We start from the raw sequence: 24,190 nt of genomic DNA on the forward strand, positions 1-24,190 counted from the left end.
ACAAATTCGTTTCATAATTTAAATAAAAAACATGAAAAATGCACCGTTTAAAGGAATTATCGCTTACCCGATAACCCCTTTTGATCACAATGAAAAAATAGATATTCCGCTTTTCAAAACATTAGTCGAAAGATTGGTGGTTTCAGGAAATCATGGTATTGCCCCATTGGGAAGCACGGGAGTTTTGCCTTATTTATCGGACGAGGAAAAAGAAGCTGTCACTGAAGCAACCATTCAGCAGGTAAATAAAAGAATTCCCATTCTGGTTGGGGTTTCCAATCTCACGACTGAAAAAACGATTCATCATGCAAAATTTGCGGAAAAAGCAGGTGCAGATGCCGTTATGATCATTCCGATGAGCTACTGGAAGCTTACTGATGACGAAATCGTTGCCCATTACGATGCTGTTGCTTCAAAAATTTCAATACCGATAATGGCTTACAATAATCCGGCGACAGGTGGAGTAGATATGTCTCCCGCACTGTTGAAAAGGCTTCTGGAAATCCCTAATATTACCATGATCAAAGAGAGTACGGGTGACATTCAGAGGATGCAATACCTTAGAAAAGAACTGGGGGAGGAAGTGGCATTTTACAACGGCTCAAATCCATTGGCACTGGCTGCATTTTCTGCAGGAGCCAGAGGATGGTGCACTGCAGCCCCCAATCTTATCCCGGAACTGAATCTTGCCTTATACAATGCCATTGACAATAATCGGCTTAATGAAGCCCGGGAAATTTTTTATCAGCAGGTAAACCTGTTAAACTTTATCGTTGCTAAAGGTCTTCCGAGAGCTGTGAAAGCCGGTCTGAATATATTAGGCGTAGACGGCGGAAAACTCAGAAGCCCTCTAAAGCCTTTAACAGAAAATGAAATTCAGGAATTAAAAAATATTATAACAACCCTTAAAAATTAATCAGATGAAAAAGTCAGTTTTTTATCATGCAGGTTGTCCTGTATGCATCAGTGCCGAGCACGATATTGTTAACCTTATCGGAGCTGAAAATGTAGAAATCATTCATTTAGGTGAAAATAAAAGTAAGATTGATGAAGCCGAAAAAGCAGGTGTACAATCTGTCCCGGCTTTAGTAACTCCCAATGGAAATGTACTGCACATTAATTTCGGAGCATCAATGGAAGATGTAAAAAGCTAAATTAAAAGAGGCTGTCTCAATAAGGACAGCCTCTTTTCTTTTATTTAAATTAACTTATACTGTTGCATTACCTTCCACACCGTCGGAATTATTGGTTTTATTTCCTGTAACCGCTGCGGCAACAAAGCTCAGTAAACTTACCAGCTTTCCGGCTTTCGTATCCCAATAGTAGCTTTCTTTTGGCTCTACACGGATAATTGAGACATTGGGATCGTCCTTACCGTCAAACCATGCTTTGGCCATCGCAGACCATTTTTCTTCAATCGTAGCCTTATCCTTATAAACAGATGCATCACCAAACACTGAAAGGTATTGTGAATCACTGTTGTTCATAAAAAATAACTGTACTCTCCGGTCTTCTTTAATTTCAAAGTTTTTATTGCTTGTATCGCTGCTGATAAACCACAGGTTTCCGTTGTCATCCGTTTCCTGTAAGGTCATTGGCCTTGAATTGACAGGAACATTTTCTAATTCCGTACAAAACATACAGATTCTGGCACTCGTTGAAAGCTCCTGAATTTTTTTAATTGCCTCGAGATGAGTAAGATTTTGTGTTGACATAATATAATATTTTAAGTGATTGGGTTAGAAACAAGAATAAAATGAATAATACATTCAATCATTCTTTGATTTGCATGATAGTTCAAAAACCTGACCAAAAAATTCGGTTGACTTTTCTGCAGACCAGAAAACACGATTATACTTTTTTTTGTTACTTTTAAAGTAACGATTACCGGGTTATCCGTTAATCTTAATACAGAAACAGAATTTTAATGGAAAACTATACTGTCATCTTAATGATTATGGCCCTGATGATCGGGGTATCGGGTCTTGCCGGTAAAATTAAAATTCCAGTACCGATGCTTCTCCTGATTGTCGGGATACTGATAGGCTTCATTCCTTCTATGCCTGAAATTGAGATCAACCCGGAAATTATTATGCTCCTTTTCCTGCCGCCTTTGCTGTATGATGCTGCATTTAATATTTCATTTCAGGAATTTAAAACCAATCTTAACACGATCGGTACACTAGCAATTGGCCTTGTGTTTATTACCACTGTCGGGATTGCTGTTTTAACTCATTATTTAATTCCCGGAATGACGTGGCCACTGGCTTTTGTTTTGGGAGCTATTCTTTCTGCAACTGATGCTGTGGCAGCTGTCGGGGTTACTAAAGGATTAGGTCTTCCTCATAAAACAGTGACGATACTGGAAGGGGAGAGTCTGATTAATGATTCTTCGGCATTGGTGGCCTATCGTTTTGCAGTAGCTGCCGTCACCGGAGTTGCCTTTGTAACCTGGAAAGCCTCTTTAGAATTCATAGTTGTATTAGGCGGCGGTTTTTTAATCGGCTGGATTATTTTTAAAGCATTATCCCTTATCATCAGGTTCTTTCGTACCGATGCGATGGTGGTCAACAGCCTGATTCTTTTAATGCCGTTTGTCACGTATCTGATTGCAGAACATTTTAAAGTATCCGGAGTGATTGCGGTTGTTGTTCTGGGTTTAGGAATGTCAAAACTCAGCAAAAATAAGTTTCCGGATCATGTGAAAGAACAGTCCCGTAACTTCTGGGATATCATCATCTTTCTTTTGAACGGGTTGATCTTTCTACTCATAGGCCTTGAATTTCCGATTATTTTAAAAAGAATGCCACATATAGAAGTCTGGACCTACACCGGATATGCCGCGATCATCGTATTGATCACATTACTGATCAGAATGGCAAGGGTTTATCTGCAGCAGTTCAATCTTCAGAGAGCTTTCCAGGGGAAACGCCGAATCAGTGAAGATGCCTTGTTCGATTCTAAAACCAGCTTCATTATTACCTGGTCGGGAATGCGGGGAATTGTCTCCCTGGCCATCGCTATTGGTATTCCGGCCACATTGGATAATGGCGAACCTTTTCCGATGCGTAACGAAATTATTTTTCTGTCTGTGGTCGTAGTATTGATTTCTTTGTTGGGCCAGGGCCTTACTTTACCCTGGATTGTAAAAAAGTTTAAAACATAAAAGTTTTAAGCACTTCCCCGATACAGGTTTTCAAAAGCTGATTCTTTGCTCTCATTGATCAGGCTTTTGTAATATTCTGAAGGTGTTTTTCCTATAATCTCTTTAAAATAACGGTTAAAGGAAGACTTAGACTTAAATCCTGCTTCATAGGCAAAAGAGAGAAAATTGATATGTTCATTCTTTTCTATAGCCTTTTCAACAATTTTTTTGAAATATTCTATCCGGTATTCGTTGATGTAGCGATAGAAAGGCTTATGCTTGTAACCATTCAGCATTTCGCTGATCTGGTATTTATTGATTTCGGTTTTAATGGCCAGCTCATCCAGATTTAAATCGCAATTCCGGAAAAGCTGCTGCTGCTTCACAGAATCATCCATTTTCTGCCATAATTCATTGAATTTTATATCATAATCAATGATGTTCAATGGCAGGCTGCCTTCATTACTATTTTGATTGACAGAGATCTTCGGATGATAATCAGAATCGATTTCGGGAATAGTAATTACTTCTGTTTTAAGGCTTTTTCTTACAATTAAAAGACAGATTACCAGTAATAAAAAGTAAGCCACGCTTCTTATCGAAATATTAATAAGCTGCGCTTCATCAGGATAAATATATAATAAGGTTTTGGAAACAATGACGCCAAGTTCCATCAGCAAAATACAATAACAAATCCTGGTAATAACATCATATTCAATCTTTTCAAGGCTTTTGAATCGGGTTTTCCGGGCGATTAAAATGCTTTTTACAGGATAATATAAATTGATGATGAAAATTAAATTTAAGCTGAAATTATTATACAAATCAAGCAGCTTCTGATCGACATGATTTAGAATAATAAAGACACAGGAAATCGTGAAATAAGCAATCATAAGTAAAAAAAGCGGAATAAAAATATACCATTTGGTGGCTACGGAAAATCCTTTTTTTGTTTTGCTTAAAGTATATAAATAAATCAAAGGGCCATAACAGACTCCGATAAACGTATTCATCTGCTGTCTGATACTTTCGTCAGGAATAAAATTGAAGATAACAAACTTGATCGTCAGGTGAACGGCAATCGCAGAAAGCAGGAAAATAAACAGATAATTCGAAGGTGACTTTCTCTCTCTGAACTGTAAAAGCCAAAGGGCCACAAGGGCCTGAAAAGCCCCGATGATAACTATATATTGCATTCTTCCTTAGGTTTGTACAAAATAAATACAAAATCTGCATTTTACGATTCTCAATCCTGTTATTTATCTATTAAAAATTTGATTCGCTTATTAATATAGGGTTCATAAATAAATAACAAACAGTTAAATTAAATTAACAAACTGATAATCAGTATAGTATTGGTATTAATCCAACGAGTGACACGTTTTATTCGGTGATTTTTTCTGAAGGACGAAACAGAATAACAATCTTCCCAATTTTGCTGAAAAAAAATTATGAACAATTCTATTGGTTTTTCAAAACGAAGGTCAGGAATCATTCAGATATCCGCTTTTTTCCTAATGGCTTCTTTTGGAACACTACAGGCTCAAACCATAAAAGGAACTGTTGTCGGTAAAACAAACGGTGCACTTCCCGGAGCCAATATTTCGATTGTAGATACCGATGCCAAAACAGCTTCATCTTTAGACGGAGATTTCAATGTACTTTCACCAAAACTGGGTGATATTATGATTAAAGTTGAATACATCGGATATGAAACCCAGACATTTCCGGTTACCGTAAAGGAAGGAACCAACGATATCGGTTATATTACGATAATTCCTGAAGATAAGGTTACAAAAGATAAGGTCGGAAATATTCAGGAGGTGGTTTTTACAAGACCTAATGCTCTAACCCAGGCCAAAGCATACGAAATCAAAAGAAATAACAACGCCATTATGGAAGTTATTGCAGCCGATGCCATTGGAAAATTACCGGACAGGAACGCTGCAGAAGCCGTACAGAGAGTTCAGGGTGTTGCTGTAGCCAGGTATCATGGAGAAGCAGACCAGGCCACTGTAAGAGGAACTCCTTTTGCATGGACCTCGGCTTTATTTAACGGAAACCGTCTTCCGAGTGCCAATGTTTTAGGTAACAGGTCTTTCGTTCTTGATGTGGTTCCTTCAGAGCTGATTCAGTTTGTGCAGGTTTCCAAAGCCATTACTCCCGATATGGATGGTGATGCCATCGGCGGAAGCATCAATTTTATTACAAGAACAGCTCCGGCAAAGAAAACACTGAGTGTGAGCGGAGCCGGTGGTTACAATACTTTTTCCCAGGACGGAACTTATAATGCTTCTCTTGTGTATGGTGACCGTTTTTTCAAAAACAAGCTTGGGGTCCTTTTATCAGGAGCGATCTGGGACAGACAGTGGGGTGCCGATTCATTTGATGTGACTTATAATACCGGTGTGGCAAATGATGTTCAGAAAAAATCGATCAGTACCATCATGATGAAAAGATATATGGGAACCAGAAGAACAATAGGCCTGAACGGTGGGCTTGAATACAAGTTTAATGCAAATAATAAGCTTTATTTCAGAGGAATGTTTAATAAGTTTGATGATATCCGTCCTGTTTATGAATCTTATGTAGACTATACCAACAGCCGTTATCAGTATAACTTCAGATATTCGCATTATCAGACCGAATTATATGGGATGGAATTAGGCGGTGAGCACAGTATCTCTCAAAAATTAAGCCTTGACTGGATGCTGAGTGATTATCAGGCCAAATATTTCCTTGATACACCATCAACCAATGATATCAAAGGGCTTCCGATTTCCACTTTCAGGCAGAAAATTACCGGTGGGTTTAATAACCTTTCAAGTGATGGTAAAAGATACTGGGGCTTTGATTCTCCGGATGGAACGGGAGGTGAATACCTTAATTACGGATCTGATGTAAAAGATCCTAATGAAGTAATGAGTGCTAATAAGCTCTTATTATCCCAGCTGGTTATTTCAAAACTGGATAACAATGAAAGGGACAAGATCGCAAGATTAAACCTGAAGTATGATCTCAACCCGAATATCACCTTAAAAGTCGGTGCAAAATACCGCGACAAAGACCGTACAAGCACATTCGGATATAATGCCGTGTTTCTTCCGGGCGCTTCTGTCGGAATTCCGAATTCTCCGGCATTGTTGACTCTTTCTCAGCTGGCAACAACAAATCCGCCAAAAGGAACAGAGTTTTTAAACGGAATGAATGGAAACTACAGTTCATATATTATGAATCCGCCGACAAAGGATCAGCTTTTCCAGATGTATTCACCTGAGTTTTTACAGCAATACGGCTTCAGGGATTTTTCAAATGCAGAATCTAATGCTACGAGTGTTTATACCGGGGAAGAATCTGTTTTTGCAGCCTATGCAATGGCCGAAATCAAAGCCAGTGAAAAGTTTAAAATTGTCGGTGGTTTCAGAAATGAATCAACAAGACTTACATTAAACGGTTCCAAAGCAACAAAAGAGGGAACTCCTGCAACTACCGTGATCAGCCCTTCAGTTGTGGAAAGTAATTACAATGCATTTCTTCCGATGCTTCATTTACGGTATAATTTTTCACCTAAATCAAGCTTGAGATTTGCCTATACAAAATCATTTATCAGACCGAATTTTGGAGATATGTCTCCGGGATCCAGCATAGACAATACTTCAAATCCGTTCACGATTACAAGAGGTAACCCGGATCTGCAGCCTACTTTCAGCCATAATTTTGATATGATGGGAGAGTATTACTTCAATAATATCGGGATTCTTTCCGGTGGGGTATTTTATAAAAAGATCTCAAATATTGTATTCTCCGATACCTCAATGTTGAATATCGGCGGAACAGATTATATGGTTACCCAGTCTAAAAATCTTCAGGATTCCAATCTGTTTGGTTTTGAAGCAGGAATCAATAAGCGTTTTGATTTTTTACCGGGATTCTGGAGTGGTTTCGGAGTTGAATTCAATTATACCTTCATAGATTCAAAAGTTGAAGTTCCGAGAACGGTTGACGGGATTCAGTATTTTGATAAAACAACATTACCGAATCAGTCTAAAAACCTGTTCAATGCTATTTTGTATTATGAAAATAAAAAAGTAATGATCCGTCTGGCAGGAAATTACAGAGGAAAATCAGTAGAAACCATCAATCAGAAACTGGGACCTGATTATTACATCTGGTCAGACAAAAATTTTACGGTTGACTTCTCGGCAAGCTATGATATTAATAAAAAGATTAAGGTCTTTATTGAGCTGAATAACTTAAGCAATGAAAGCTTAAGATTGTACATGGGTGATAATAAGAAAAGAGTAACATCCAATGAATGGTATGGAAGCAGAGGACAATTAGGAATCCGTTGGCAAATATTTTAAAATAAATACATGAAAAAATTAGTATTAACAATGACCGTGATGGTTGCGATGGGAGCAACGGCAAATGCACAGATCAGCGACAGCCTTCGTCGCGTTGTAAAAATGGAAGGCGCTTATAACTTCAGAGATGCGGGAGGTTACAAAACAACCGACGGAAAAGAAGTCGTTTTAGGAAAAGTATACCGAAGCGATGCTATTGATAAATTATCCGACAAAGATTTAAAGACTTTTAAAGACAGAAAAATTGCATCAGTAGTCGATTTCAGAGGTATTGAAGAAGCTAAAAAAGCACCGGACAGACTACCGCAGAATACAAATTATCTTCTATGTCCTGCAGGAAGCAACAATCTTCCGACGGCACAGGATATGGCCAAATTTTTAAAAGATAAAAATTTCCTGTTTGATATGTACGGAGAAGGCGGACTTCCATATTTCGGAGAAAGATACAGACCTTTATTCGTACAGTTACTGACATTGCCGTCTGATGAAGCGCTTTTATTCCACTGTACGGGCGGACGTGACAGAACAGGTATGGCAACAGCATTATTCCTGAATATATTAGGAGTTCCGCAGGATGTGATCGAAAAAGATTATGTAGCCTCAAATTTTTATTTAGCTAAAAATCCTACCATGAAAAACATGTATTCCGGTCTTTCAAAAATGGCAGGAATGAGTGAAGCTGAAATAAAACAACAGATGGAACTAAGACCTGAGCTGATCAGAAATTTCTTTGGAGCCATCAACAAAAAATACGGCAGCGTTGAAAACTTTTTCCAGGTGGAAATGGGAATAGGGCCTAATGAAGTGATGATCCTGAAACAGAAATATACAAAATAGTGATAGAAGTGAATTTTGCTTTGCAAATCAATGGTCAATTCGCTTCGCTTGTGAATTTTTAAATATCCAAAATATTTATTGTCCAATGTGTTGATTGTAAATATTAACAATTCACTTGCAAAGCAAAAATTCACCACTCACTTTTAAACCATTAAGTTGATTAAGGTTTTAAGTTGAATCAAGACTGATCTGTTGACTATCAATATTAACAATTGACTTACAAAGCAAAATTCACCACTCACTTTTAAACCATTAAGTTGATTAAGGTTTTAAGTTGAATTAAGACTAACCCATTGTTTATCAATATTAACAATTCACTTGCAAAGCAAAATTCACTATTGACCATTCATCATCATCTTTTACACTCAGTTAGATTTAAATAGAATAAGCTGTCTCAACTTTTGAGGCGGCTTATTTGTTTTTAGTTTCCGTTAAAAAATTACATCAGTTTATTCAGGAATTGTAAATTTGTTATAAGAAACATTCATATGAAAGAAAATCTGATACAGGCCTCGGTAGAACCGTTAATTGAATATTTCAATAAGGTAATTCCTTTAAACAATGAAGAACGTATGCTTGTAACGGAGCTTTTCAAATCAAGGCTGTACAGAAGAAGACAATATGTACTTCAGGAAGGAGATCTTTGTAGCCAGTTTAATTTTGTGATCCGCGGTTGTCTCAGGATGTACAAAGTAGATGAAAAAGGGAATACCCACATTCTTCAGTTTGCCCCGGAAAACTGGTGGATAAACGATATCGGAAGCTTTCATAAAAGAACACCGTCCGAATTAAATATTGATGCCCTGGAAGACACGATGGTTCTTCAGATCAGTCATGAAAACCTGATCAGGCTTTACACCGGCGCACCGAAATTTGACAGGATATTCAGGGTTTTAATTGAAAACAGTTTTGTGGCCCTTCAGGACCGTTTGTTGCAGAATATAAGCTCTACGGCTGAAGAACGTTATCTTTCTTTTATGAAAATCTATGCTCACTTATCCAATCGGCTTCCGCAGACCCAAATTGCTTCCTTCTTAGGCATTACCCCCGAATTTCTCAGCAGAATGAGAAACAGGCTTGTGAAACCGAAATCTTAAACCAGGTCAATACTATTTCTTGATGCAGTTTATTGGAAAGAAACCACTTTTCATGAGATATTTGCAGTATAAATTTAAAAAAGAAATCGTTATGACAACATCATCAAAAGTAGCCGTAATCGGCTTAGGAAATATCGGACAGGCAGTTGCAGGCAACCTTGCAAAATCTAACCGCAGCTTCATCGCTGCCGACCGGAATGTAGAAAAAGCAAAAGAGCTTTCCGAAAAATGGAATGCGGAAGCAAGTGACATCCCGAATGCTGTAAAAAATTCAGATATCATAGTGTTAGCAATTCCATTCGGAACCATCGGAGGGTTCATCAAAGAATATTCTGCTGATCTGGAAGGAAAAATTATTGTGGATCCATCCAATCCTATCGCTCCGGCGGAAAACGGAGGTTTCAAAAAAATTATCGGAGAGAAAGAATCGGCAGGAGAGATCAATGCAACATTCTTACCTGCTCATGCAAAATTGGTCAAAGCATTGGGTACTTTGAGTGCGGGATCATTAGCAAACGTTGCTTATCAGAGTCCTGAAAAATCAGTATTATTTTATGCGACAGATGATACCGGTATTGATTCTGAGGTTGAAAAACTAATCCACGACAGCGGCTTTGATGCATTAAGAATCGGTGGGTTGGATCAATCGATCAGAATTGAGGTTTTCGGAGATCTGCATGAATTTGGTGCGTTAGGGAAAACTGTGACTTTAGCTGAAGCAAAACAAAAAATTTAAAATTATTTAAGGTAACTATATACTATTTTACCCTTATTATTTCTGGTTTCTTTCAATGATAGATTTTATATCGTAAAGAAAGATTATGATCGGACATATAAGTTTTTTAATCTATAAAACAGATTTTCAAAAAGAATGTTTCATAGCAGTTTTGCTGCTTCTCTTTGCTTTTCTTAAAATATAGCAGTCGGATTTTAAAAGCTCTGCATTGATAAAAAATGATTGAGTGTAAAATAGCATATAGTTACCTTATTTATCCTCAATCAAAAACAAATGATTCAAAATATCGAAAGAGATTTCCGCTCTTTCGATATTTTTTATTTTAAGCTTTTCTGCAAATCACTCCAGGCGCCACCATTATAAACGTGCTTAAAACCTTTTTCTTTTAAAATCTGCTCAACTTTCACACTTCGAAGCCCGTGTGAGCATACCGTAATATAGGTTTTATCCGGATCCAGTTCCACATATCTTTCTCTGATGGTTCCTAATGAAATATTTACCGAACCGGCTATATGTCCCGTTTCATATTCCTTCTCCGTTCTTACATCCAGAATAACAGCACCTTTCTTAATGAGCTGATCCAGGCCATTATCCAGATTCTGGTATTTGTAAACACGGTAAGCACAATATATTACGAGGATAATTCCACAGACAATTAACAGGTTCTTCATAATTTACTCAAAATTTTTCTGTCAATATAGAATGTCCCAAAAGGGATAAAGCACGCCACAAGCACTTTCCAGGTTGTTTCTTTAAACTTCCATTGCTGTTCAACTCCTACACTCAATGTATTGAATAGAAAAAGCAAGAACAGGGTTCCGTGAACAGGTCCCATCAGCTTGACAAAAGAATGATTTCCCATCCAGTATTTTACAGGGACAGCAATGAAAATTAAGACTAATAATGAAATTCCTTCAAGAAAGGCGAGGATTCGTAAACGTCCGGTTTTTGACTGTAATAAATGCATCATAATTATCTGAAATAAGGTCTGTTAGCAAGAGGAGAGAAGGGCCATGGAATAGCAATGAAAATGACAATCAAAGCCACTGTAAACCAGATCATAAGGGTTTTAAATTTCTCTTTATCCGTAGTTTTTCGTTTGGTTATCGCTGACCCAATCGTGATGATCACAATGGAAAACAGCATCAGGAAAATATGGATCAATCCGAAAAATAACAGGTCAAAAGATTCTTTAGCAGTAGTAAAATTCTTCCAGAAGTATTTAATGATCGGACTTTGAGAATATAACGTGATACCGAGCACCAATTGAATATGAGCAATTGTAGCCGTCCAGTGCCTCACCGAATCATCGGTTTTTGAAAATTCTTTATTTGAAAAATAACCTTTATATGCTCTGAATAGGACATATAAAAGACTTAATAAAACCAGCCAGCGAAAGGTTGAGTGCAAAAAAGTTAAGGTTTGGTACATGATTTATTTTTATCTCGTGACAAAGGTATAACAAAAACATACTAATTAGTATGTTTTTAAATAAAAAAATTATCCTATCATTTCAAAATAAGTCTTAAGCTGCTTTAAATAAACAAGATAAACTGATTTACTGTTTTCTAATTTTCCTAGATTTCTTATTCCCCAATACCCGGACATCACGAAAATTGCAACGCCTTTGGCATTTACATCACTTTTCACAGTTCCGTTTTTCTTTCCTTTTTCGATACAATCGATCATCGCATTTTCCCACTGTAGCGAAAGACTGTTTAGAGCTTTGGTAAATTCAATATTCCAGGGAGCCATTTCCTGGGTAAAATTAGAAGCCGGGCATCCGTATTCCACCTTTAAAAATTCATTTTCCATGAGGATGGAATACATTAACTGATAGATGCTATCTAACGGATTCACTGCGTTTTCCAGCGAATCAATAAAAGTTGTTTTGAAGGTCGGTCTGAGAAGCTCATTAACGATTGCCAGTCCCATATCATCCTTGGTTTTGAAGTGATAATAGAAGGCTCCTTTCGTTACCTGCGTTGTGGCAATAATCTCATCAACACTTGTGGTCTGATATCCTTTTGTGTAAATCAGGTCAAATGCTTTCTGAAGAATATTCAATCTTGTGGATTCAGACTTTTTCATAAAGATACCGGTTGGTCTTTTTTACAAAGGAACAATTTTTTATCATCATATCAAATTTTCAGATTAATTGGAAAAAGATAGCGCAAAGATTAAACTATCATTATTATAATAGAATACTACTATTTAAATAATTTTCATAATACAATATTTCACCGGAAATTTGCAGTGTTGAAACAACATTCAAAAACATAATACAATGAATTATCAAAAAGAAATTTCCACTACTATGGAAAACAAAACCATAAAAAAAGGACTGCCTGCTGCACTCTGGGCACTAACCATCAGTGCATTCGGAATCGGGACTACAGAATTTGTCATTGTCGGCCTTTTACCGACTGTAGCAGGAGACCTGGGAATATCTATTCCGTCTGCAGGATTATTAGTAAGCCTTTATGCTATCGGCGTGGCTATCGGAGCTCCTGTACTTACAGCACTTACAGGAAAAGTTCCCCGCAAAATTCTCCTGATCTCTATCATGCTTTTATTTGTGATCGGAAACGGGCTGGCTTCAATAGCACCCGGGTTTATTACTTTAATTCTGGCGAGAATACTGACAGGTTTTGCTCATGGGGTTTATTTTTCCATCGGTTCTACGATTGCTGCGTCGTTAGTGCCTGAAGAAAAGAGAGCAACTGCCATCTCCATCATGTTTGCAGGGCTTACCCTTGCCATTGTTACGGGTGTTCCGCTGGGAACTTTCATCGGACAGCATTTCGGCTGGAGAGCCACTTTTATCGGAGTTGCCATTTTAGGAATTATCGGATTACTGGCAAGTATGATCCTCGTTCCTGCTGATTTACAAAACGGAAAAACAGCTTCCTTGCAGCAACAGCTGAAAGTGCTGGCAAATAAACGTTTAATTTTGGCCTTCTTAATGACTGCGATGGGATACGGGGGAACATTCGTTGTTTTTACCTATCTTTCTCCGGTTTTACAGGAAATTACCGAACTGAAAGAATCACTGGTAACCTTTATCCTGCTGATCTATGGAATTGCCATCGCCCTGGGAAACCTGATAGGTGGGAGAATAGCCAATAAAAATCCCCTGAAAGCCCTGTTGTGGATGTTTATCGCACAAGGTCTGGTATTATTTATATTTTATTTTACCGTACACAGTTCTGTATTGAGTATCATAACATTATTTTTCCTTGGAGCCTTATCTTTTGCATCAGTTCCCGGGTTACAGCTTCTGGTGGTGCAGATCGCAGAAAAAGAACTTCCCGGAACCGAAGACGTAGCTTCAGGAATCAATATTGCAGCGTTCAACATTGGGATTGCGATAGGTTCATACACCGGAGGCCTTATTGTAACATCTTCTTTAGGATTAGGAAGCACACCATGGATCGGAGCTTTATTTCTGGTGGTTACTGTGATTATTACGTTGTACAGCATTAAGCTTAGTAAGTTATGAGTTAGAAGTTATGAATTATGAGTTAAAAGTTGGAGGCTGGAGGCTGGAAGTTTTGATAGGTCGTTTTATAATTAAGACCTTTCTCATTAATATCTATTTTTCTCAACTCTCAACTCATAATTCATAACTTCTAACTCCTAACTAATCTTTATATTTGCAGCACAAAATTGACTGATCAATGATAAGAATTAATGATGAATCCGTGTATGCAGTTTCGGATATCCTTTTTGTTTTTGCCCTGGAATCTGAAGCAGGAGAATTTTTTCATGAAAATCATAAATTGATCACCGGAATCGGTAAAGTAAATGCAGCATCGGCTTTAATGAAAGAAATTCTTCTGAACCGGCCAAAGCTCATCGTTAATCTGGGTTCGGCTGGGAGCAAAAGTTTTCATAAAGGAGAGGTGATCTGCTGTACCCAATTTATCCAGCGTGATATGGATGTACGCGGGCTTGGCTTCAAAAAATTTGAAACCCCGTTATCAGGAATCCCTCCGGTACTGGAATACGGTTTAAAAATTGATCATCTTAAAACCGGAATCTGCGGAAGCGGTGACAGCTTTGAGATGGATCACACGGAAACCGACTACAATATCGTTGATATGGAAGCATATCCATTAGCTTTGATTGCCATGAAAGAAAACATTCCGTTCCTGTGCCTGAAGTACATTTCAGATGACGCAGGAAGTGATGCAGCCGATGATTGGTCGGTACAGGTACATCTGGCCGGTGAAGCATTCAAAAAAATATTGTTTTCAGAATAATATCAATTCCTGCTCCAATAATTAAGTTTCGTAAGATCAGGCTTCTTCGCTTTATTTTTAGAAGGTTCAATATGATCTTCTGAAGGATAAAAAAGGAATTCGGCTTTACCGGAAACCGTTGCATCCATCATATGCCCGGATAATACAGTATGGTTTTCGCTTTCCAGTCTGATTTCCAGAGCCAGGAGAGATTTTCCTTCAAATTCAGAAACAACTCCTGAGATATCATACACTTCTATGAAATCTGACAATTCACCATACAAATACTTCTTTAACAAAGGATCAAAGAAACGAAGGATAACGTTATCGAGAACACCAACACCGGATATTTTTCCGGCCCTTATTTTTTGGTTCAGCATAAAATCGGTTAGTGTATCGATCACGCTTGCCCTGTCTTCAAGGCTTAGAATGTAAGCATTCTCTATTTTCCGGGCAATCCAGAGATTTCCCTTTACAGTTTGTGAATTCATGGTTTTTAGTTTTTTAGTAAAAGATTTTCCGGTTTCTGATTTTTAAAATATTTTCTTTTTCCATATTTTTTATCACCCGTATCACCGTTTCTACACAAAGCCCCGTAAGTGAAGCCAGTTGTTGCCGGGTCAAAGGGATCTGAAAAGAATAGGGCGTTTTATCTTCATGGTAGCTTTTAAGATAATCCATCAGCAACTTTAATTTAGATGAAGGATTCTGAAAGGAGAGGTTATAAAACATGATATATTTGTGATACATCCTGTCGGCAAGGCAATGGTAAATATTCATCGAAATGTCCTGGTTTTCTTTAATTAAATTAAAAAAACCGGATTTTGGCAATCTCAGAACGCTGCATGGGTTCAGGGCTATTGCATTCATAGGATAGGGTTTTTCTACAAATAAAATCGATTCTCCGAAGCTATGACTATCTGAAAAAATATTCTGAATAAACTCTTTTCCATCTTCGTTGTAATTATTCAGTTTAACTTTTCCTTTCAAGATCTGAAAATAATAATTCGAAAACTCACCTTCACGAAAAATTATTTCATTGGCTTTATAATTTTTAACATCGGCACCATAAGTAAGTAATAACTGTTCAGAAATCATGATATTTTATTTAAGATTATTACAAATGATTGATAATATTAATAATCATTTAAGTAAAGAGAGACTTATTTTATCAAAGATCCTAACAATAGCATACCACATACATACCACATCCGGGATATTATTTTTTCTTAAAATTACTGAAAACATTGATCATAGTCATAAAAAGTATACGAAATATTCAACTAAATTTGAAGCCTTGCCGGTAGAAACAATAAATTTCGGAAATAACATTAAAAATTAGGGTAACCACAGTATTTAAAAGGCTTCACGTGGTACCTATGTGGTATTTCAATTTGAGAAAATGCTAATCATTTTTTCTTACTTTGCCTTTATTTAAATATTATCAGAAAAAATCTGATAATATTTTTAACCAAATCAAAGGATATAATGAAATTTTGAAAAATCTATACGGTACAATTTATTGATTTACCAATTTCAGAACTGAAAGAAACGGTAAGAAAATGGATTTAATTCTGTAGTAGCCTAAAAATATGGATGGAAGCTACAGCACTTAGAGATGAGAAAAAGTATTATGAAAAACGAAAAACCTGAATTCAATTTAGAAGATTTAAACCAAAAAATTTTTGCTCAAGACGAAATTATAGCATTAGCCAAAGAAAATTCCCCTCGTTTACTGAACAAATTCAGACTGGTTTACCCTGTTTTTTTTGATAAATTATCTGCTATACAGCCTAATCTTAAAAATTCGGAATTGATTTTCTGCATTTATCTGAAACTCAATTTATCCACCAAAGAGATTGCAACCTATACGTATGTTACCCCCAAGGCTGTTCAAAACCGTAAAAACAGGCTCCGGAAAAAGCTTTACATTCCTTCTGAAGTTGATATTTACAAATGGTTTAACGATTTATAACCCGGATTAAAAAGTTAATACAGCCTGATCAAGATCATGATACAGCAGTATTTTCCAGTGTTTTTCTTCAGCTTCTTTTTGCCAGGTTTGCCTTAATTCCATTGCTTTTCTGCCGTCATAATCGCTTTTGTAGACAACGTGGTATTTCAGGTAAGATGCCTGTGGAAGATTGTCTGCCCCGTAGAAAGCAGTTCCTGTTTCATCGGTAATCCAGAAAACCTGCATAAAAGGGGTATGCCCACCCACAACTTCATAAGAAATTTCTTCTGTAATCTGTCCCTTATCGTCATTCATCCAGATAATATGAGGCAATTGGATCAGCCTTTCCAAAGCATCAAAATCAAAAGATGGGTTTCCTTTATTTTCCATTGCAAAATCCAGCTCACGTTTCTGGATGTATATTTCAGCATTGGGAAAAAAGGATTCGAAACCATTTTCCGTATGTTTGATGATTCCTTCAATATGATCTTTATGAAGATGGGAGAGAAGGACTTTCGTAATTTGACCGGGAGAAATATTTTCCTTTTCAAGAATTTCAGAAATAACCGTTATTCCTGCATTATTTTTCCACCCGATTCCGGCATCCAGAATGATATAATCCTTTTCCGTAATAATCAAAAACGGCTGTACAGACATTTTGATTCCTTTTACCTTATCAAAATTCTCTTCTGTCAGAAGTGTGAAATCCTTAGTCTTACCGGTCGAGAAATTGCCTTCTTTTAGTGGAATGATTTTCATGCTGCAAATTTCCTCAATATTTCTAAAACTGTAAAACGTTTTTTTCGATACCGATCATCGGTAAAACCGATGATTACAGCTCGTGAATCTCAGCATCTGTAAATACAAAAAACTTTCCATCTTTAGGAATGTTTTTTGTATCCAAACCTGTAAACTCACTGAAAGCCGGCAGCAACAGCTGATTGGAAGTCTGTACAAAGCAGGGAAGCCTAAGATTTTTCACAGTGGAATTTAATACAATCCCGGGATGAATATGCCCTGTAATCTGAAATTTCTGCTCTGCTTTATCAAAATCATGTACAAAAATAAAATGATCCGTTTCCAATAATTGGGCTTTAAAATCAAAACAAAGCTTTGCTTCAAGTTCTTTTGAGATCCGGTCGTGGTTTCCTTCAATAAGAAAGAATTTCAGCTCAGGATACTGATTTTTCCAGTTACAGAATTCATCCACATCAGAATTATCTCCGGCATGAAGCAGATCCCCAACCACAATAAACTGTTCAGGCTGAAAATAAGCGATCAGAACTGATAATCTCTCAAGATCATTTTTCATGATATGATTTGCCAGTGCAATACCGTTTTTCCGGAAATGAGCAGTCTTCCCGATATGAAGGTCAGACAAAATCAATGCTTTCTGCTTTTCCCAAAACACAGCACGCTGGTTGGTTAAAGTAAAAACTTCGTTTTGAAGAGTGATATTTTTGGTAGCAAGATTCATGATTTTGAGTTATGAGTTATGAGTTATGAATTATGAGTTGAGAGTTGAGAGTTGAGAGTTGAGAGTTTACAATTTACAATTTATAGATGATAATTGATAAGTAATGAGTTTTGAGTTATGAATTATAAGTTATGAATTATGAGTTATGAGTAATAAAGTCTTTAAGTATAAAAATGACTACCAGAACCTCCAGCTTCCAGCTTCCAACTTCTAACTTCTAACTTTTAACTTCTAACTCATAATTCATAACTCCTAACTTTTTCCCGCTTGTTGCAACAGCCGTTTTATCCTCGCATCCAATCCTTCGCTGGATAATGATTGACGGAGGCTGTCGATCTTTATCGGGAAGCTTAGCGGAGTAAAGGTATTGGAATATTTTAAAATAATTTTAGCTTTTTCGATTCTTTTGAAAGCTTCTACCAACCGCTGCTCCTGAAGCTGCATGTTAAATACTTCCGTATAAGCCTGCCGCACGAGAAAATGATTCGGGTCATAATCTTCCAGCACTTTGAAGATCAGTCCGGCAGAGCTTTGTAAAGCTTTGTTGGAGCGTTGCTGTCCCGGAAAATTTTGGATCACCATTCCTGAGATTACTGCAATATCCCTGAACTTTCTGCGCGCCATTTCTGCAGAATTAATGCTTGAAATCACATCGATCATTAAATTTTCCCGGGTTAAAATCCGGTCTAAATTTTCTTCTTTTAACGGAATTTCCTTATCACTGAATAGTTCAAAGCCATAATCATTCATAGCCATTGAAAAGGAAATCGGCGCCAGTTTTGCAATCCGGTATGCAATTAATGCAGCCATTACTTCATGTACCAAACGACCTTCAAAAGGGTACATAAATAAATGATAACCTTCGCGGTTTTTAATAAGTTCAACCAGAAATTCATCTTCCCTGGGAATATGAGATCTTTGCTCCTGACTGGCCAGTAAAGGATGGAGAAATTTCAGCTCTTTTTCTGAAGCTTTGGGATTTAACGCTCCGGAGAGCTTTTCTCTCAGAAAATGCCCTAAGTTGGAACTCAATGGTAATCTTCCGCCTAAATAACTTGGTGTTTGAGCTTTGCCTTTTGCTGAACGTACATACACCGTCATATCTTTTACCATAGCAACTTCGAGAGCTCTTCCTGCCAGGATAAATTTTTCTTCTTTTTTCAGCCTGGAAATAAAATATTCTTCAATCATGCCGATATAACCGCCCGAAATAAATTTCACTTTGAGCATGGCATCGCTTACAATGGCTCCCATATTCATCCTGTGAAGCATTGCGATTCTCCTTGAGGTTACTTTAAACAAGCCGTCATCCATCACCACGACTTTATGGTATTCTTCATAGCTTTTCAATACGCTTCCTCCGATCGTCAGGAAGTCCAGGATACTTTTCCATTCTTCATCCGTAATTTCCTGAAAAGTATAAACTTCTTTAATCCTTTCATAGGTTTCTTCAGGATAAAAGCCGTCACCAACAGCCAGAGTCATCAGAAACTGAACGAGAACATCGAAGCATAAAACCTGTGGCTCACGGGGCTCTATCACTTTCTGTTTGATTGCTTCTTTTAACGCTGCTACTTCAATTAATTCCAGAGAATGCGTAGGAACGCAATAAATGACAGATGTTTCAAAAGGGGAATGCCCGCTTCTTCCGGCCCGCTGCAGGAATCTGGCAACCCCTTTTGCCGATCCTATCTGAATCACGGTATCAACAGGTTTAAAATCGATTCCCAGATCTAAAGATGAAGTGGAAACCACGGCCTTTAATTTTCCGTTGCTTAAATTTTCTTCAATCCAGATTCGTAAATGAGCATCAATAGAACTATGATGAATCGCAATTTGTCCGGCAAAATCCGGATGCGCATTTAACAGCAGCTGATACCACATTTCGCTCTGGCTTCGGGTATTGGTGAATACAATGGTGGATTTTGAATTAAGGATGATCGGAACTATTTTATCTGCCAGTTTAGCTCCGAGATGGCCTGCCCACGGCAATGTTTCAACTTCATCAGGAAAAACGGAAAGAATTTCAATTTTCTTTTGTTCTTTAGCCGTAATTTTTGTCTTTTTAATATTATAAGGAATCAAAACTTCCATGGCTTCATCGAGGTTTCCGATGGTTGCTGTAATGCCCCAGATCTTAATTTTCGGGACATATTTTCTTAGCTGGGAAACAGCAAGTTCTACCATAACACCTCGCTTTGATCCTAATAATTCATGCCATTCATCTACAGCGATACAATGTAAGGCATTAAAAAATCTCGCATGATTTTTCTGGGCAAGAAGCAAATGAAGGCTTTCAGGAGTTACTACGAGAATTTCGGGCATGTTTTTAACCTGCTGTTGTCTTACTTTCGGATCTGTATCACCGTTTCTCACTCCGACAGCCCAATCCAGGCCTATCTCATCTATGGCTTCCTGCATTGCTTTTGCAATATCTTTTGCCAGGGACCGGAGTGGAGTGACCCAAATCATTTTAAGCCCTTTTTTATATCGGTCAGGATAGCTGAGATAATCTGAAATCAATGCTAAAAATACAGAATAAGTTTTCCCGAAACCTGTAGGGGCAATCACCATTCCGCTATAGCCGTTTGCATATTTCCGCCAGGTTTCCAGCTGAAATCTGAAAGGGGGAATACCTTTATCGGTCATCCATTGCTGAATGACTTTGAATCCGTCGGTATTTTCAAAAGCAGTCAATTTATTGAATCAGTTTTTTTATTTCTTCCAGGTTATCTATTTCATCTACGGTTTTATCTTTTCTCCATCTTACAATTCTTGGAAAGCGCAGGGCTACACCGCTTTTATGACGGCTGCTGAATCCTATTCCTTCAAAAGCAATTTCAAAAACCAATTCGGCTTTTACGGTACGCACCGGCCCGAATTTTTCAATGGCATTTTTATTGACGAAACGGCTGACTTCCATTATTTCTTTATCAGTTAACCCTGAATATGCTTTTGCAATCGTCACCAAAGAGTCTCCGTTTTTCACGGCAAACGTATAATCAGTATAATAAGCGCTTCGCCTGCCACTGCCTTTTTGAGCATAGATCAGCACGGCATCAAGCGTGAGCGGATTGATTTTCCATTTCCACCAGTCGCCTTTTTTTCTTCCGGAATGGTAAGGTGAGTTTTTTTGTTTCAGCATCAGTCCTTCGCTGTTGATCTCCCGGGAATTTTCTCTTATGGTATTGAGCTCTTCCCATTTTTCAAATTCAATAATTTTAGATATTGTGATTTTATCAGGGGTTTGATTGAGGAGTAATTCTTCCAGCATTGCTCTTCTTGCAGAGATCGGTTTCTCGCGCAGATCGGTTCCTTCTAGCTCTATTAAATCATAAACAAAAACTTCAACCGGAATGTCTGAAAGCATTTTTTTAGTGATATTTTTCCTGTTCAGTCTTTTCTGTAATTCGTTAAAATTTAAAACCTTATTATCCTTCACTGCAAGTATTTCTCCATCGAGGACAAAATTTCCGGTCATCGCTTTTACCGTTTCCACGATTTCAGGAAACTGTTCGGTCACAAGCTCTTCTCCTCTTGACCAGATAAACACTTCATCATTTCTCCGGATGATCTGTCCGCGGATTCCGTCCCATTTATATTCGATCAGCCATTCATCCGGTGCACCCAATTCTTCAAGCTCTTTTTCCAAAGGGTAGGCAAGGCAGAACGGATAAGGCTTTGAGTTGTCCGGATTTACATTTTCTGCTGAAATCAACTCTTTAAATGAAATTTTATCCGGTTCCCATTTCCCCATCATGCTGTGCATTAAGGTACTGGTTTCCTGCCCTGAATATTTGGTCAGCGCATTGATCAGTGTTTTTGATGAAACTCCGATTCTGAAGCTTCCGCCTAATAATTTATTGAAAATCAATCTTTCGGTATAGTCTAATCCGTTCCAGGATTGCAGGACAAATTCTTTTTTTTCGGCTTCGGTTTTATCTTTTAAGCTGATAATATCGGTCATCCATTGTGAAAGGGAACGGTCAATTTTTTCTGTTGGCTGCGGCAGGATTAATGAAAGGGTTTCGCCGAGATCGCCTACGGAAGAATAGCTTTCCTGGAAAAGCCAGAAGGGAAGTTTTGTAATTTCCAGTGCCCACTCTTTCATCAGGTTGGTATTGACATTCCTCTTGGGCCTTTTTCCTGTAAATAAAGCAATAAACCATACTTTATCGGCTTCCGGGGCGCGCTCCAGGTAATCGATAATGGCATCAATTTTAGCATTGGTTTTATTGGTGCTTTCGAGGGCATTGATGAGTTCTGCGAAATGTTTCATGGCTCCGGATTTTCTATGATTTCTTTTTCAGTTTCTTCTTCATCTTCGCCATATAATGTTTCCACGACATCAGCTTTCATTCCGATCTCATTGAGGTATTTTGAAAAGACTTCGGTCTGGCCGTGGGTAACGTGTACAATCTCGGCCTCGGTGGCTTTTACAGTCTGCAATAATCCGTTCCAATCGGCATGGTCGCTCATAGGAAATCCGGCATCGGCACTCCGCCATCTTCTGGCACCACGAACCTGCATCCAGCCTGAGCAGATTGCTGTTGCTGCGTCGGGTACTTTCCTGATAATGCTACTGTCTAAAAGCGCAGGCGGCACAATGACAATTTCATTCTGCAGATGTTTTGTACTTTCTTTAAAATCGGGGATTTCATAGTCGGGAAGGGTTATTCCCACTTTTTCAAAAGCTTCGTTCAGTTTTCCGATAGAGTAGTGAACGTGTATTTTTCCAAGACCTTCCACAGCTTTCATAATCCGTTGGGCTTTTCCAAGAGAATAGCCTATAAACACGGAAGTTTTTCCGTTTTCTTTATTTCTCAGTACCCAGTTTTGAAGTCTTTTATTAAGATCATCAATTTCGAACCAATTGTAAATGGGAAGTCCGAAAGTACTTTCAGTGACAAATTCATTGCATTTTACCAGTTCAAAAGGAGTGCTTAATCCATCATCCTGAATTTTATAATCTCCGGAGATGACGCTGATATAGCCTTTGTATTCTAATTTGATCTGTGCTGATCCTATGATATGTCCTGCCGGATGTAACGAAACTTTTACCCCATTGATATTAACCACTTCATTGTATTCTACACTCTGGCAATCAATATCGGCACCGATTCTCTGGTATAAAATAGGTTTTGTAAAGTGATGGCAAAGGTATTTTTTCATTCCCCACCGGGCATGATCGGCATGACCGTGAGTAATGACCGCCATATCAACAGGTCGCCACGGATCAATATAAAATTTTCCCTGCGGGCAATAAATTCCTTTTTTTGTGAATGTAATTAGTTTCAATGGTGTGATTTGGTTTGTATTTTATGATTCAAAAATCTAACCAAATTCTTAAAAACGGATGAGTTAATCCTATTTTTCATCCTTTTTTAAAAAGAAAATTCCATGATCATCATCCGGAATACTTTATGAAAAGAAATTCCTGAATTCTAAAGGCGACTGACTGGTTTTCTGTTTAAACAGTTTACTGAATGACTGCGGATGCTCAAATCCCAATTCATAGGCAATTTCGCTGACAGATAAAGCTGTTGTACTTAAACGTTCTTTGGCATATTCAATGATTTTATTCTGGATATGCTGTTGGGTATTTTGCTGGGTATGAATGCGTAACAGGCTTCCTAAATAGTTTGGGGAAATATTCATTTCTTCAGCGATGGCTTTTACTGTGGGAATTCCGTTATTGATGGATTTTTCATTTTGAAAATATCCGGAAAGAATTTCTTCAAAACGATCTAAAACTTCATGGCTTGTTTTTTTTCTGGTGATAAACTGCCGCTCATAATATCTTTCGGCATAAATGAGCAGTAACTCTACCTGAGCTACGATAAGCTCCTGGCTGAATTTATCAATATTAGACTGATATTCTTTTTCAATATTCCGGAGAATATCTACAATCACATTTTCTTCTTTATCTGAAAGAAATAATGCTTCATTAACCGCATACTGAAAAAAATCATATGATTTGATCTTTTTAGCGAGAGAAGTTCCCCACAGGAAATCGGGATGAATCAGTAACAGCCAGCCGGTGGGTTCTACTTTAGCCTCAGGATTGATTTCCACTTTTAAAAACTGCAACGGAGAAATAAAAGTAAGTACTCCTGAATCAAAATCATACTGCTGCTGTCCGTAATTGAATTTAGCATTGACATTCCGCTTCAACCCAACGGAATAGAAGTTCTGAATCCATTTCATCTCACTGTCATCCACCGGATAAGAGACCTTACTGTAATCAACAAGACTGATCAGCGGATGCTCAGGATTGGGAAGATTGCAGAAATTGTGGAATTCAGCGATTGAATTAAAGCGAAATGTCTTTTTCAT

At 37.7% G+C, this 24,190-nt stretch carries 24 protein-coding genes; 10 read left to right on the forward strand and 14 right to left on the reverse strand.

The window, feature by feature from the left end:
- Nucleotides 1-31 precede the first annotated feature (31 nt).
- Together AB8P06_RS10985 and AB8P06_RS10990 are read left to right on the forward strand one after the other, a co-directional pair.
- Nucleotides 32-916 (forward strand): dihydrodipicolinate synthase family protein, encoded by an 885-nt coding sequence (locus AB8P06_RS10985; protein WP_369841504.1) that lies wholly within the window; start codon nt 32-34, stop codon nt 914-916.
- A 4-nt stretch (nt 917-920) separates the two neighbouring features.
- A complete protein-coding gene (locus tag AB8P06_RS10990; protein WP_369841506.1) occupies nt 921-1,154 on the forward strand; it encodes a thioredoxin family protein in 234 nt (77 codons plus the stop codon).
- A gap of 54 nt (nt 1,155-1,208) precedes the next feature.
- Here AB8P06_RS10990 and AB8P06_RS10995 read toward each other — a convergent pair whose 3' ends face one another.
- Nucleotides 1,209-1,715: a pyridoxamine 5'-phosphate oxidase family protein gene (locus AB8P06_RS10995; protein ID WP_369841508.1), complete on the reverse strand. Its 507-nt coding sequence runs from the start codon at nt 1,713-1,715 to the stop codon at nt 1,209-1,211.
- A 212-nt stretch (nt 1,716-1,927) separates the two neighbouring features.
- On the opposite strand from AB8P06_RS10995, the gene AB8P06_RS11000 reads away from it, so the two are divergent.
- Complete coding sequence (locus tag AB8P06_RS11000) at nt 1,928-3,166, forward strand: Na+/H+ antiporter (protein WP_369841511.1); 1,239 nt, start codon at nt 1,928-1,930, stop codon at nt 3,164-3,166.
- A 5-nt stretch (nt 3,167-3,171) separates the two neighbouring features.
- Here the strand turns inward: AB8P06_RS11000 and AB8P06_RS11005 are convergent, their stop codons facing one another.
- Nucleotides 3,172-4,341, reverse strand: coding sequence for a helix-turn-helix domain-containing protein (locus AB8P06_RS11005; protein WP_369841512.1), 1,170 nt, complete (start codon nt 4,339-4,341; stop codon nt 3,172-3,174).
- A gap of 255 nt (nt 4,342-4,596) precedes the next feature.
- Between AB8P06_RS11005 and AB8P06_RS11010 the strand changes: the two genes are divergently transcribed.
- The 4 genes from AB8P06_RS11010 (at nt 4,597) to AB8P06_RS11025 (ending at nt 10,179) form a co-directional block, all read left to right on the forward strand.
- Entirely contained in the window at nt 4,597-7,509 is a 2,913-nt protein-coding gene (locus tag AB8P06_RS11010; protein WP_369841514.1) for a TonB-dependent receptor, read from the forward strand.
- 9 nt (nt 7,510-7,518) lie between these two features.
- Nucleotides 7,519-8,346, forward strand: coding sequence for a tyrosine-protein phosphatase (locus AB8P06_RS11015; RefSeq protein WP_369841516.1), 828 nt, complete (start codon nt 7,519-7,521; stop codon nt 8,344-8,346).
- 488 nt (nt 8,347-8,834) lie between these two features.
- Entirely contained in the window at nt 8,835-9,443 is a 609-nt protein-coding gene (locus AB8P06_RS11020; RefSeq protein ID WP_369841518.1) for a Crp/Fnr family transcriptional regulator, read from the forward strand.
- Between the two features lie 91 nt (nt 9,444-9,534).
- Complete coding sequence (locus AB8P06_RS11025) at nt 9,535-10,179, forward strand: NADPH-dependent F420 reductase (RefSeq protein ID WP_369841521.1); 645 nt, start codon at nt 9,535-9,537, stop codon at nt 10,177-10,179.
- A gap of 317 nt (nt 10,180-10,496) precedes the next feature.
- On the opposite strand, the gene AB8P06_RS11030 is transcribed toward AB8P06_RS11025, so the two are convergent.
- The 4 genes from AB8P06_RS11030 to AB8P06_RS11045 form a co-directional block, all read right to left on the reverse strand.
- Nucleotides 10,497-10,850, reverse strand: coding sequence for a rhodanese-like domain-containing protein (locus tag AB8P06_RS11030; RefSeq protein WP_369841522.1), 354 nt, complete (start codon nt 10,848-10,850; stop codon nt 10,497-10,499).
- A complete protein-coding gene (locus AB8P06_RS11035; protein ID WP_369841524.1) occupies nt 10,847-11,149 on the reverse strand; it encodes a DUF3817 domain-containing protein in 303 nt (100 codons plus the stop codon). The genes AB8P06_RS11030 and AB8P06_RS11035 overlap by 4 nt, the downstream gene beginning before the upstream one ends.
- A gap of 2 nt (nt 11,150-11,151) precedes the next feature.
- On the reverse strand, nt 11,152-11,610 hold the full coding sequence (locus AB8P06_RS11040; protein WP_369841527.1) for a hypothetical protein: 459 nt from the start codon (nt 11,608-11,610) through the stop codon (nt 11,152-11,154).
- 69 nt (nt 11,611-11,679) lie between these two features.
- The gene (locus tag AB8P06_RS11045; RefSeq protein ID WP_369841529.1) at nt 11,680-12,270 is read right to left on the reverse strand and encodes a TetR/AcrR family transcriptional regulator; all 591 of its coding nucleotides are present in this window, start codon (nt 12,268-12,270) and stop codon (nt 11,680-11,682) included.
- Between the two features lie 196 nt (nt 12,271-12,466).
- Here AB8P06_RS11045 and AB8P06_RS11050 point away from each other — a divergent pair, with 196 nt between their 5' ends.
- Nucleotides 12,467-13,681 carry an MFS transporter gene (locus AB8P06_RS11050; protein ID WP_440132424.1) on the forward strand — a complete coding sequence of 405 codons (1,215 nt, stop codon included), beginning with the start codon at nt 12,467-12,469 and terminating at the stop codon, nt 13,679-13,681.
- A gap of 178 nt (nt 13,682-13,859) precedes the next feature.
- A complete protein-coding gene (locus AB8P06_RS11055) occupies nt 13,860-14,444 on the forward strand; it encodes a 5'-methylthioadenosine/S-adenosylhomocysteine nucleosidase family protein (RefSeq protein ID WP_369841532.1) in 585 nt (194 codons plus the stop codon).
- Nucleotides 14,445-14,446: 2 nt separating this feature from the next.
- On the opposite strand, the gene AB8P06_RS11060 is transcribed toward AB8P06_RS11055, so the two are convergent.
- The gene (locus tag AB8P06_RS11060) at nt 14,447-14,914 is read right to left on the reverse strand and encodes a PCC domain-containing protein (protein WP_369841535.1); all 468 of its coding nucleotides are present in this window, start codon (nt 14,912-14,914) and stop codon (nt 14,447-14,449) included.
- Nucleotides 14,915-14,927: 13 nt separating this feature from the next.
- A complete protein-coding gene (locus AB8P06_RS11065) occupies nt 14,928-15,521 on the reverse strand; it encodes a Crp/Fnr family transcriptional regulator (RefSeq protein WP_369841538.1) in 594 nt (197 codons plus the stop codon).
- 535 nt (nt 15,522-16,056) lie between these two features.
- Between AB8P06_RS11065 and AB8P06_RS11070 the strand changes: the two genes are divergently transcribed.
- Nucleotides 16,057-16,398 (forward strand): helix-turn-helix transcriptional regulator, encoded by a 342-nt coding sequence (locus tag AB8P06_RS11070; RefSeq protein ID WP_369841541.1) that lies wholly within the window; start codon nt 16,057-16,059, stop codon nt 16,396-16,398.
- Between the two features lie 6 nt (nt 16,399-16,404).
- Here the strand turns inward: AB8P06_RS11070 and AB8P06_RS11075 are convergent, their stop codons facing one another.
- From AB8P06_RS11075 to AB8P06_RS11100, 6 genes are all read right to left on the reverse strand, one after another.
- On the reverse strand, nt 16,405-17,136 hold the full coding sequence (locus AB8P06_RS11075) for an MBL fold metallo-hydrolase (protein ID WP_369841543.1): 732 nt from the start codon (nt 17,134-17,136) through the stop codon (nt 16,405-16,407).
- Nucleotides 17,137-17,209: 73 nt separating this feature from the next.
- Nucleotides 17,210-17,854 carry a ligase-associated DNA damage response endonuclease PdeM gene (pdeM, locus tag AB8P06_RS11080; RefSeq protein WP_369841545.1) on the reverse strand — a complete coding sequence of 215 codons (645 nt, stop codon included), beginning with the start codon at nt 17,852-17,854 and terminating at the stop codon, nt 17,210-17,212.
- A 252-nt stretch (nt 17,855-18,106) separates the two neighbouring features.
- Nucleotides 18,107-20,551 (reverse strand): ligase-associated DNA damage response DEXH box helicase, encoded by a 2,445-nt coding sequence (locus tag AB8P06_RS11085; RefSeq protein WP_369841547.1) that lies wholly within the window; start codon nt 20,549-20,551, stop codon nt 18,107-18,109.
- Between the two features lies 1 nt (nt 20,552).
- A complete protein-coding gene (locus tag AB8P06_RS11090; protein ID WP_369841549.1) occupies nt 20,553-22,133 on the reverse strand; it encodes an ATP-dependent DNA ligase in 1,581 nt (526 codons plus the stop codon).
- Nucleotides 22,130-23,152 (reverse strand): ligase-associated DNA damage response exonuclease, encoded by a 1,023-nt coding sequence (locus tag AB8P06_RS11095; RefSeq protein WP_369841552.1) that lies wholly within the window; start codon nt 23,150-23,152, stop codon nt 22,130-22,132. The genes AB8P06_RS11090 and AB8P06_RS11095 overlap by 4 nt, the downstream gene beginning before the upstream one ends.
- A gap of 123 nt (nt 23,153-23,275) precedes the next feature.
- Nucleotides 23,276-24,190, reverse strand: a complete 915-nt coding sequence (locus AB8P06_RS11100) for a helix-turn-helix domain-containing protein (RefSeq protein ID WP_369841554.1) — start codon at nt 24,188-24,190, stop codon at nt 23,276-23,278.

This window comes from Chryseobacterium tongliaonense (assembly GCF_041224435.1).
Taxonomy (GTDB): Bacteria; Bacteroidota; Bacteroidia; order Flavobacteriales; family Weeksellaceae; genus Chryseobacterium; species Chryseobacterium tongliaoense.

Coding starts and splice junctions, on each gene's coding strand:
- AB8P06_RS10990 (WP_369841506.1), top strand. CDS start 921: ATGAAAAAGTCAGTTTTTTATCATGCAGGTTGTCCTGTATGCATCAGT.
- AB8P06_RS10995 (WP_369841508.1), bottom strand. CDS start 1,715: ATGTCAACACAAAATCTTACTCATCTCGAGGCAATTAAAAAAATTCAG.
- AB8P06_RS11010 (WP_369841514.1), top strand. CDS start 4,597: ATGAACAATTCTATTGGTTTTTCAAAACGAAGGTCAGGAATCATTCAG.
- AB8P06_RS11015 (WP_369841516.1), top strand. CDS start 7,519: ATGAAAAAATTAGTATTAACAATGACCGTGATGGTTGCGATGGGAGCA.
- AB8P06_RS11035 (WP_369841524.1), bottom strand. CDS start 11,149: ATGATGCATTTATTACAGTCAAAAACCGGACGTTTACGAATCCTCGCC.
- AB8P06_RS11070 (WP_369841541.1), top strand. CDS start 16,057: ATGAAAAACGAAAAACCTGAATTCAATTTAGAAGATTTAAACCAAAAA.
- AB8P06_RS11000 (WP_369841511.1), top strand. CDS start 1,928: ATGGAAAACTATACTGTCATCTTAATGATTATGGCCCTGATGATCGGG.
- AB8P06_RS11020 (WP_369841518.1), top strand. CDS start 8,835: ATGAAAGAAAATCTGATACAGGCCTCGGTAGAACCGTTAATTGAATAT.
- AB8P06_RS11050 (WP_440132424.1), top strand. CDS start 12,467: ATGAATTATCAAAAAGAAATTTCCACTACTATGGAAAACAAAACCATA.
- pdeM (WP_369841545.1), bottom strand. CDS start 17,854: ATGAATCTTGCTACCAAAAATATCACTCTTCAAAACGAAGTTTTTACT.
- AB8P06_RS11075 (WP_369841543.1), bottom strand. CDS start 17,136: ATGAAAATCATTCCACTAAAAGAAGGCAATTTCTCGACCGGTAAGACT.
- AB8P06_RS11005 (WP_369841512.1), bottom strand. CDS start 4,341: ATGCAATATATAGTTATCATCGGGGCTTTTCAGGCCCTTGTGGCCCTT.
- AB8P06_RS11055 (WP_369841532.1), top strand. CDS start 13,860: ATGATAAGAATTAATGATGAATCCGTGTATGCAGTTTCGGATATCCTT.
- AB8P06_RS11100 (WP_369841554.1), bottom strand. CDS start 24,190: ATGAAAAAGACATTTCGCTTTAATTCAATCGCTGAATTCCACAATTTC.
- AB8P06_RS11090 (WP_369841549.1), bottom strand. CDS start 22,133: ATGAAACATTTCGCAGAACTCATCAATGCCCTCGAAAGCACCAATAAA.
- AB8P06_RS11045 (WP_369841529.1), bottom strand. CDS start 12,270: ATGAAAAAGTCTGAATCCACAAGATTGAATATTCTTCAGAAAGCATTT.
- AB8P06_RS11025 (WP_369841521.1), top strand. CDS start 9,535: ATGACAACATCATCAAAAGTAGCCGTAATCGGCTTAGGAAATATCGGA.
- AB8P06_RS11065 (WP_369841538.1), bottom strand. CDS start 15,521: ATGATTTCTGAACAGTTATTACTTACTTATGGTGCCGATGTTAAAAAT.
- AB8P06_RS11040 (WP_369841527.1), bottom strand. CDS start 11,610: ATGTACCAAACCTTAACTTTTTTGCACTCAACCTTTCGCTGGCTGGTT.
- AB8P06_RS11060 (WP_369841535.1), bottom strand. CDS start 14,914: ATGAATTCACAAACTGTAAAGGGAAATCTCTGGATTGCCCGGAAAATA.
- AB8P06_RS10985 (WP_369841504.1), top strand. CDS start 32: ATGAAAAATGCACCGTTTAAAGGAATTATCGCTTACCCGATAACCCCT.
- AB8P06_RS11030 (WP_369841522.1), bottom strand. CDS start 10,850: ATGAAGAACCTGTTAATTGTCTGTGGAATTATCCTCGTAATATATTGT.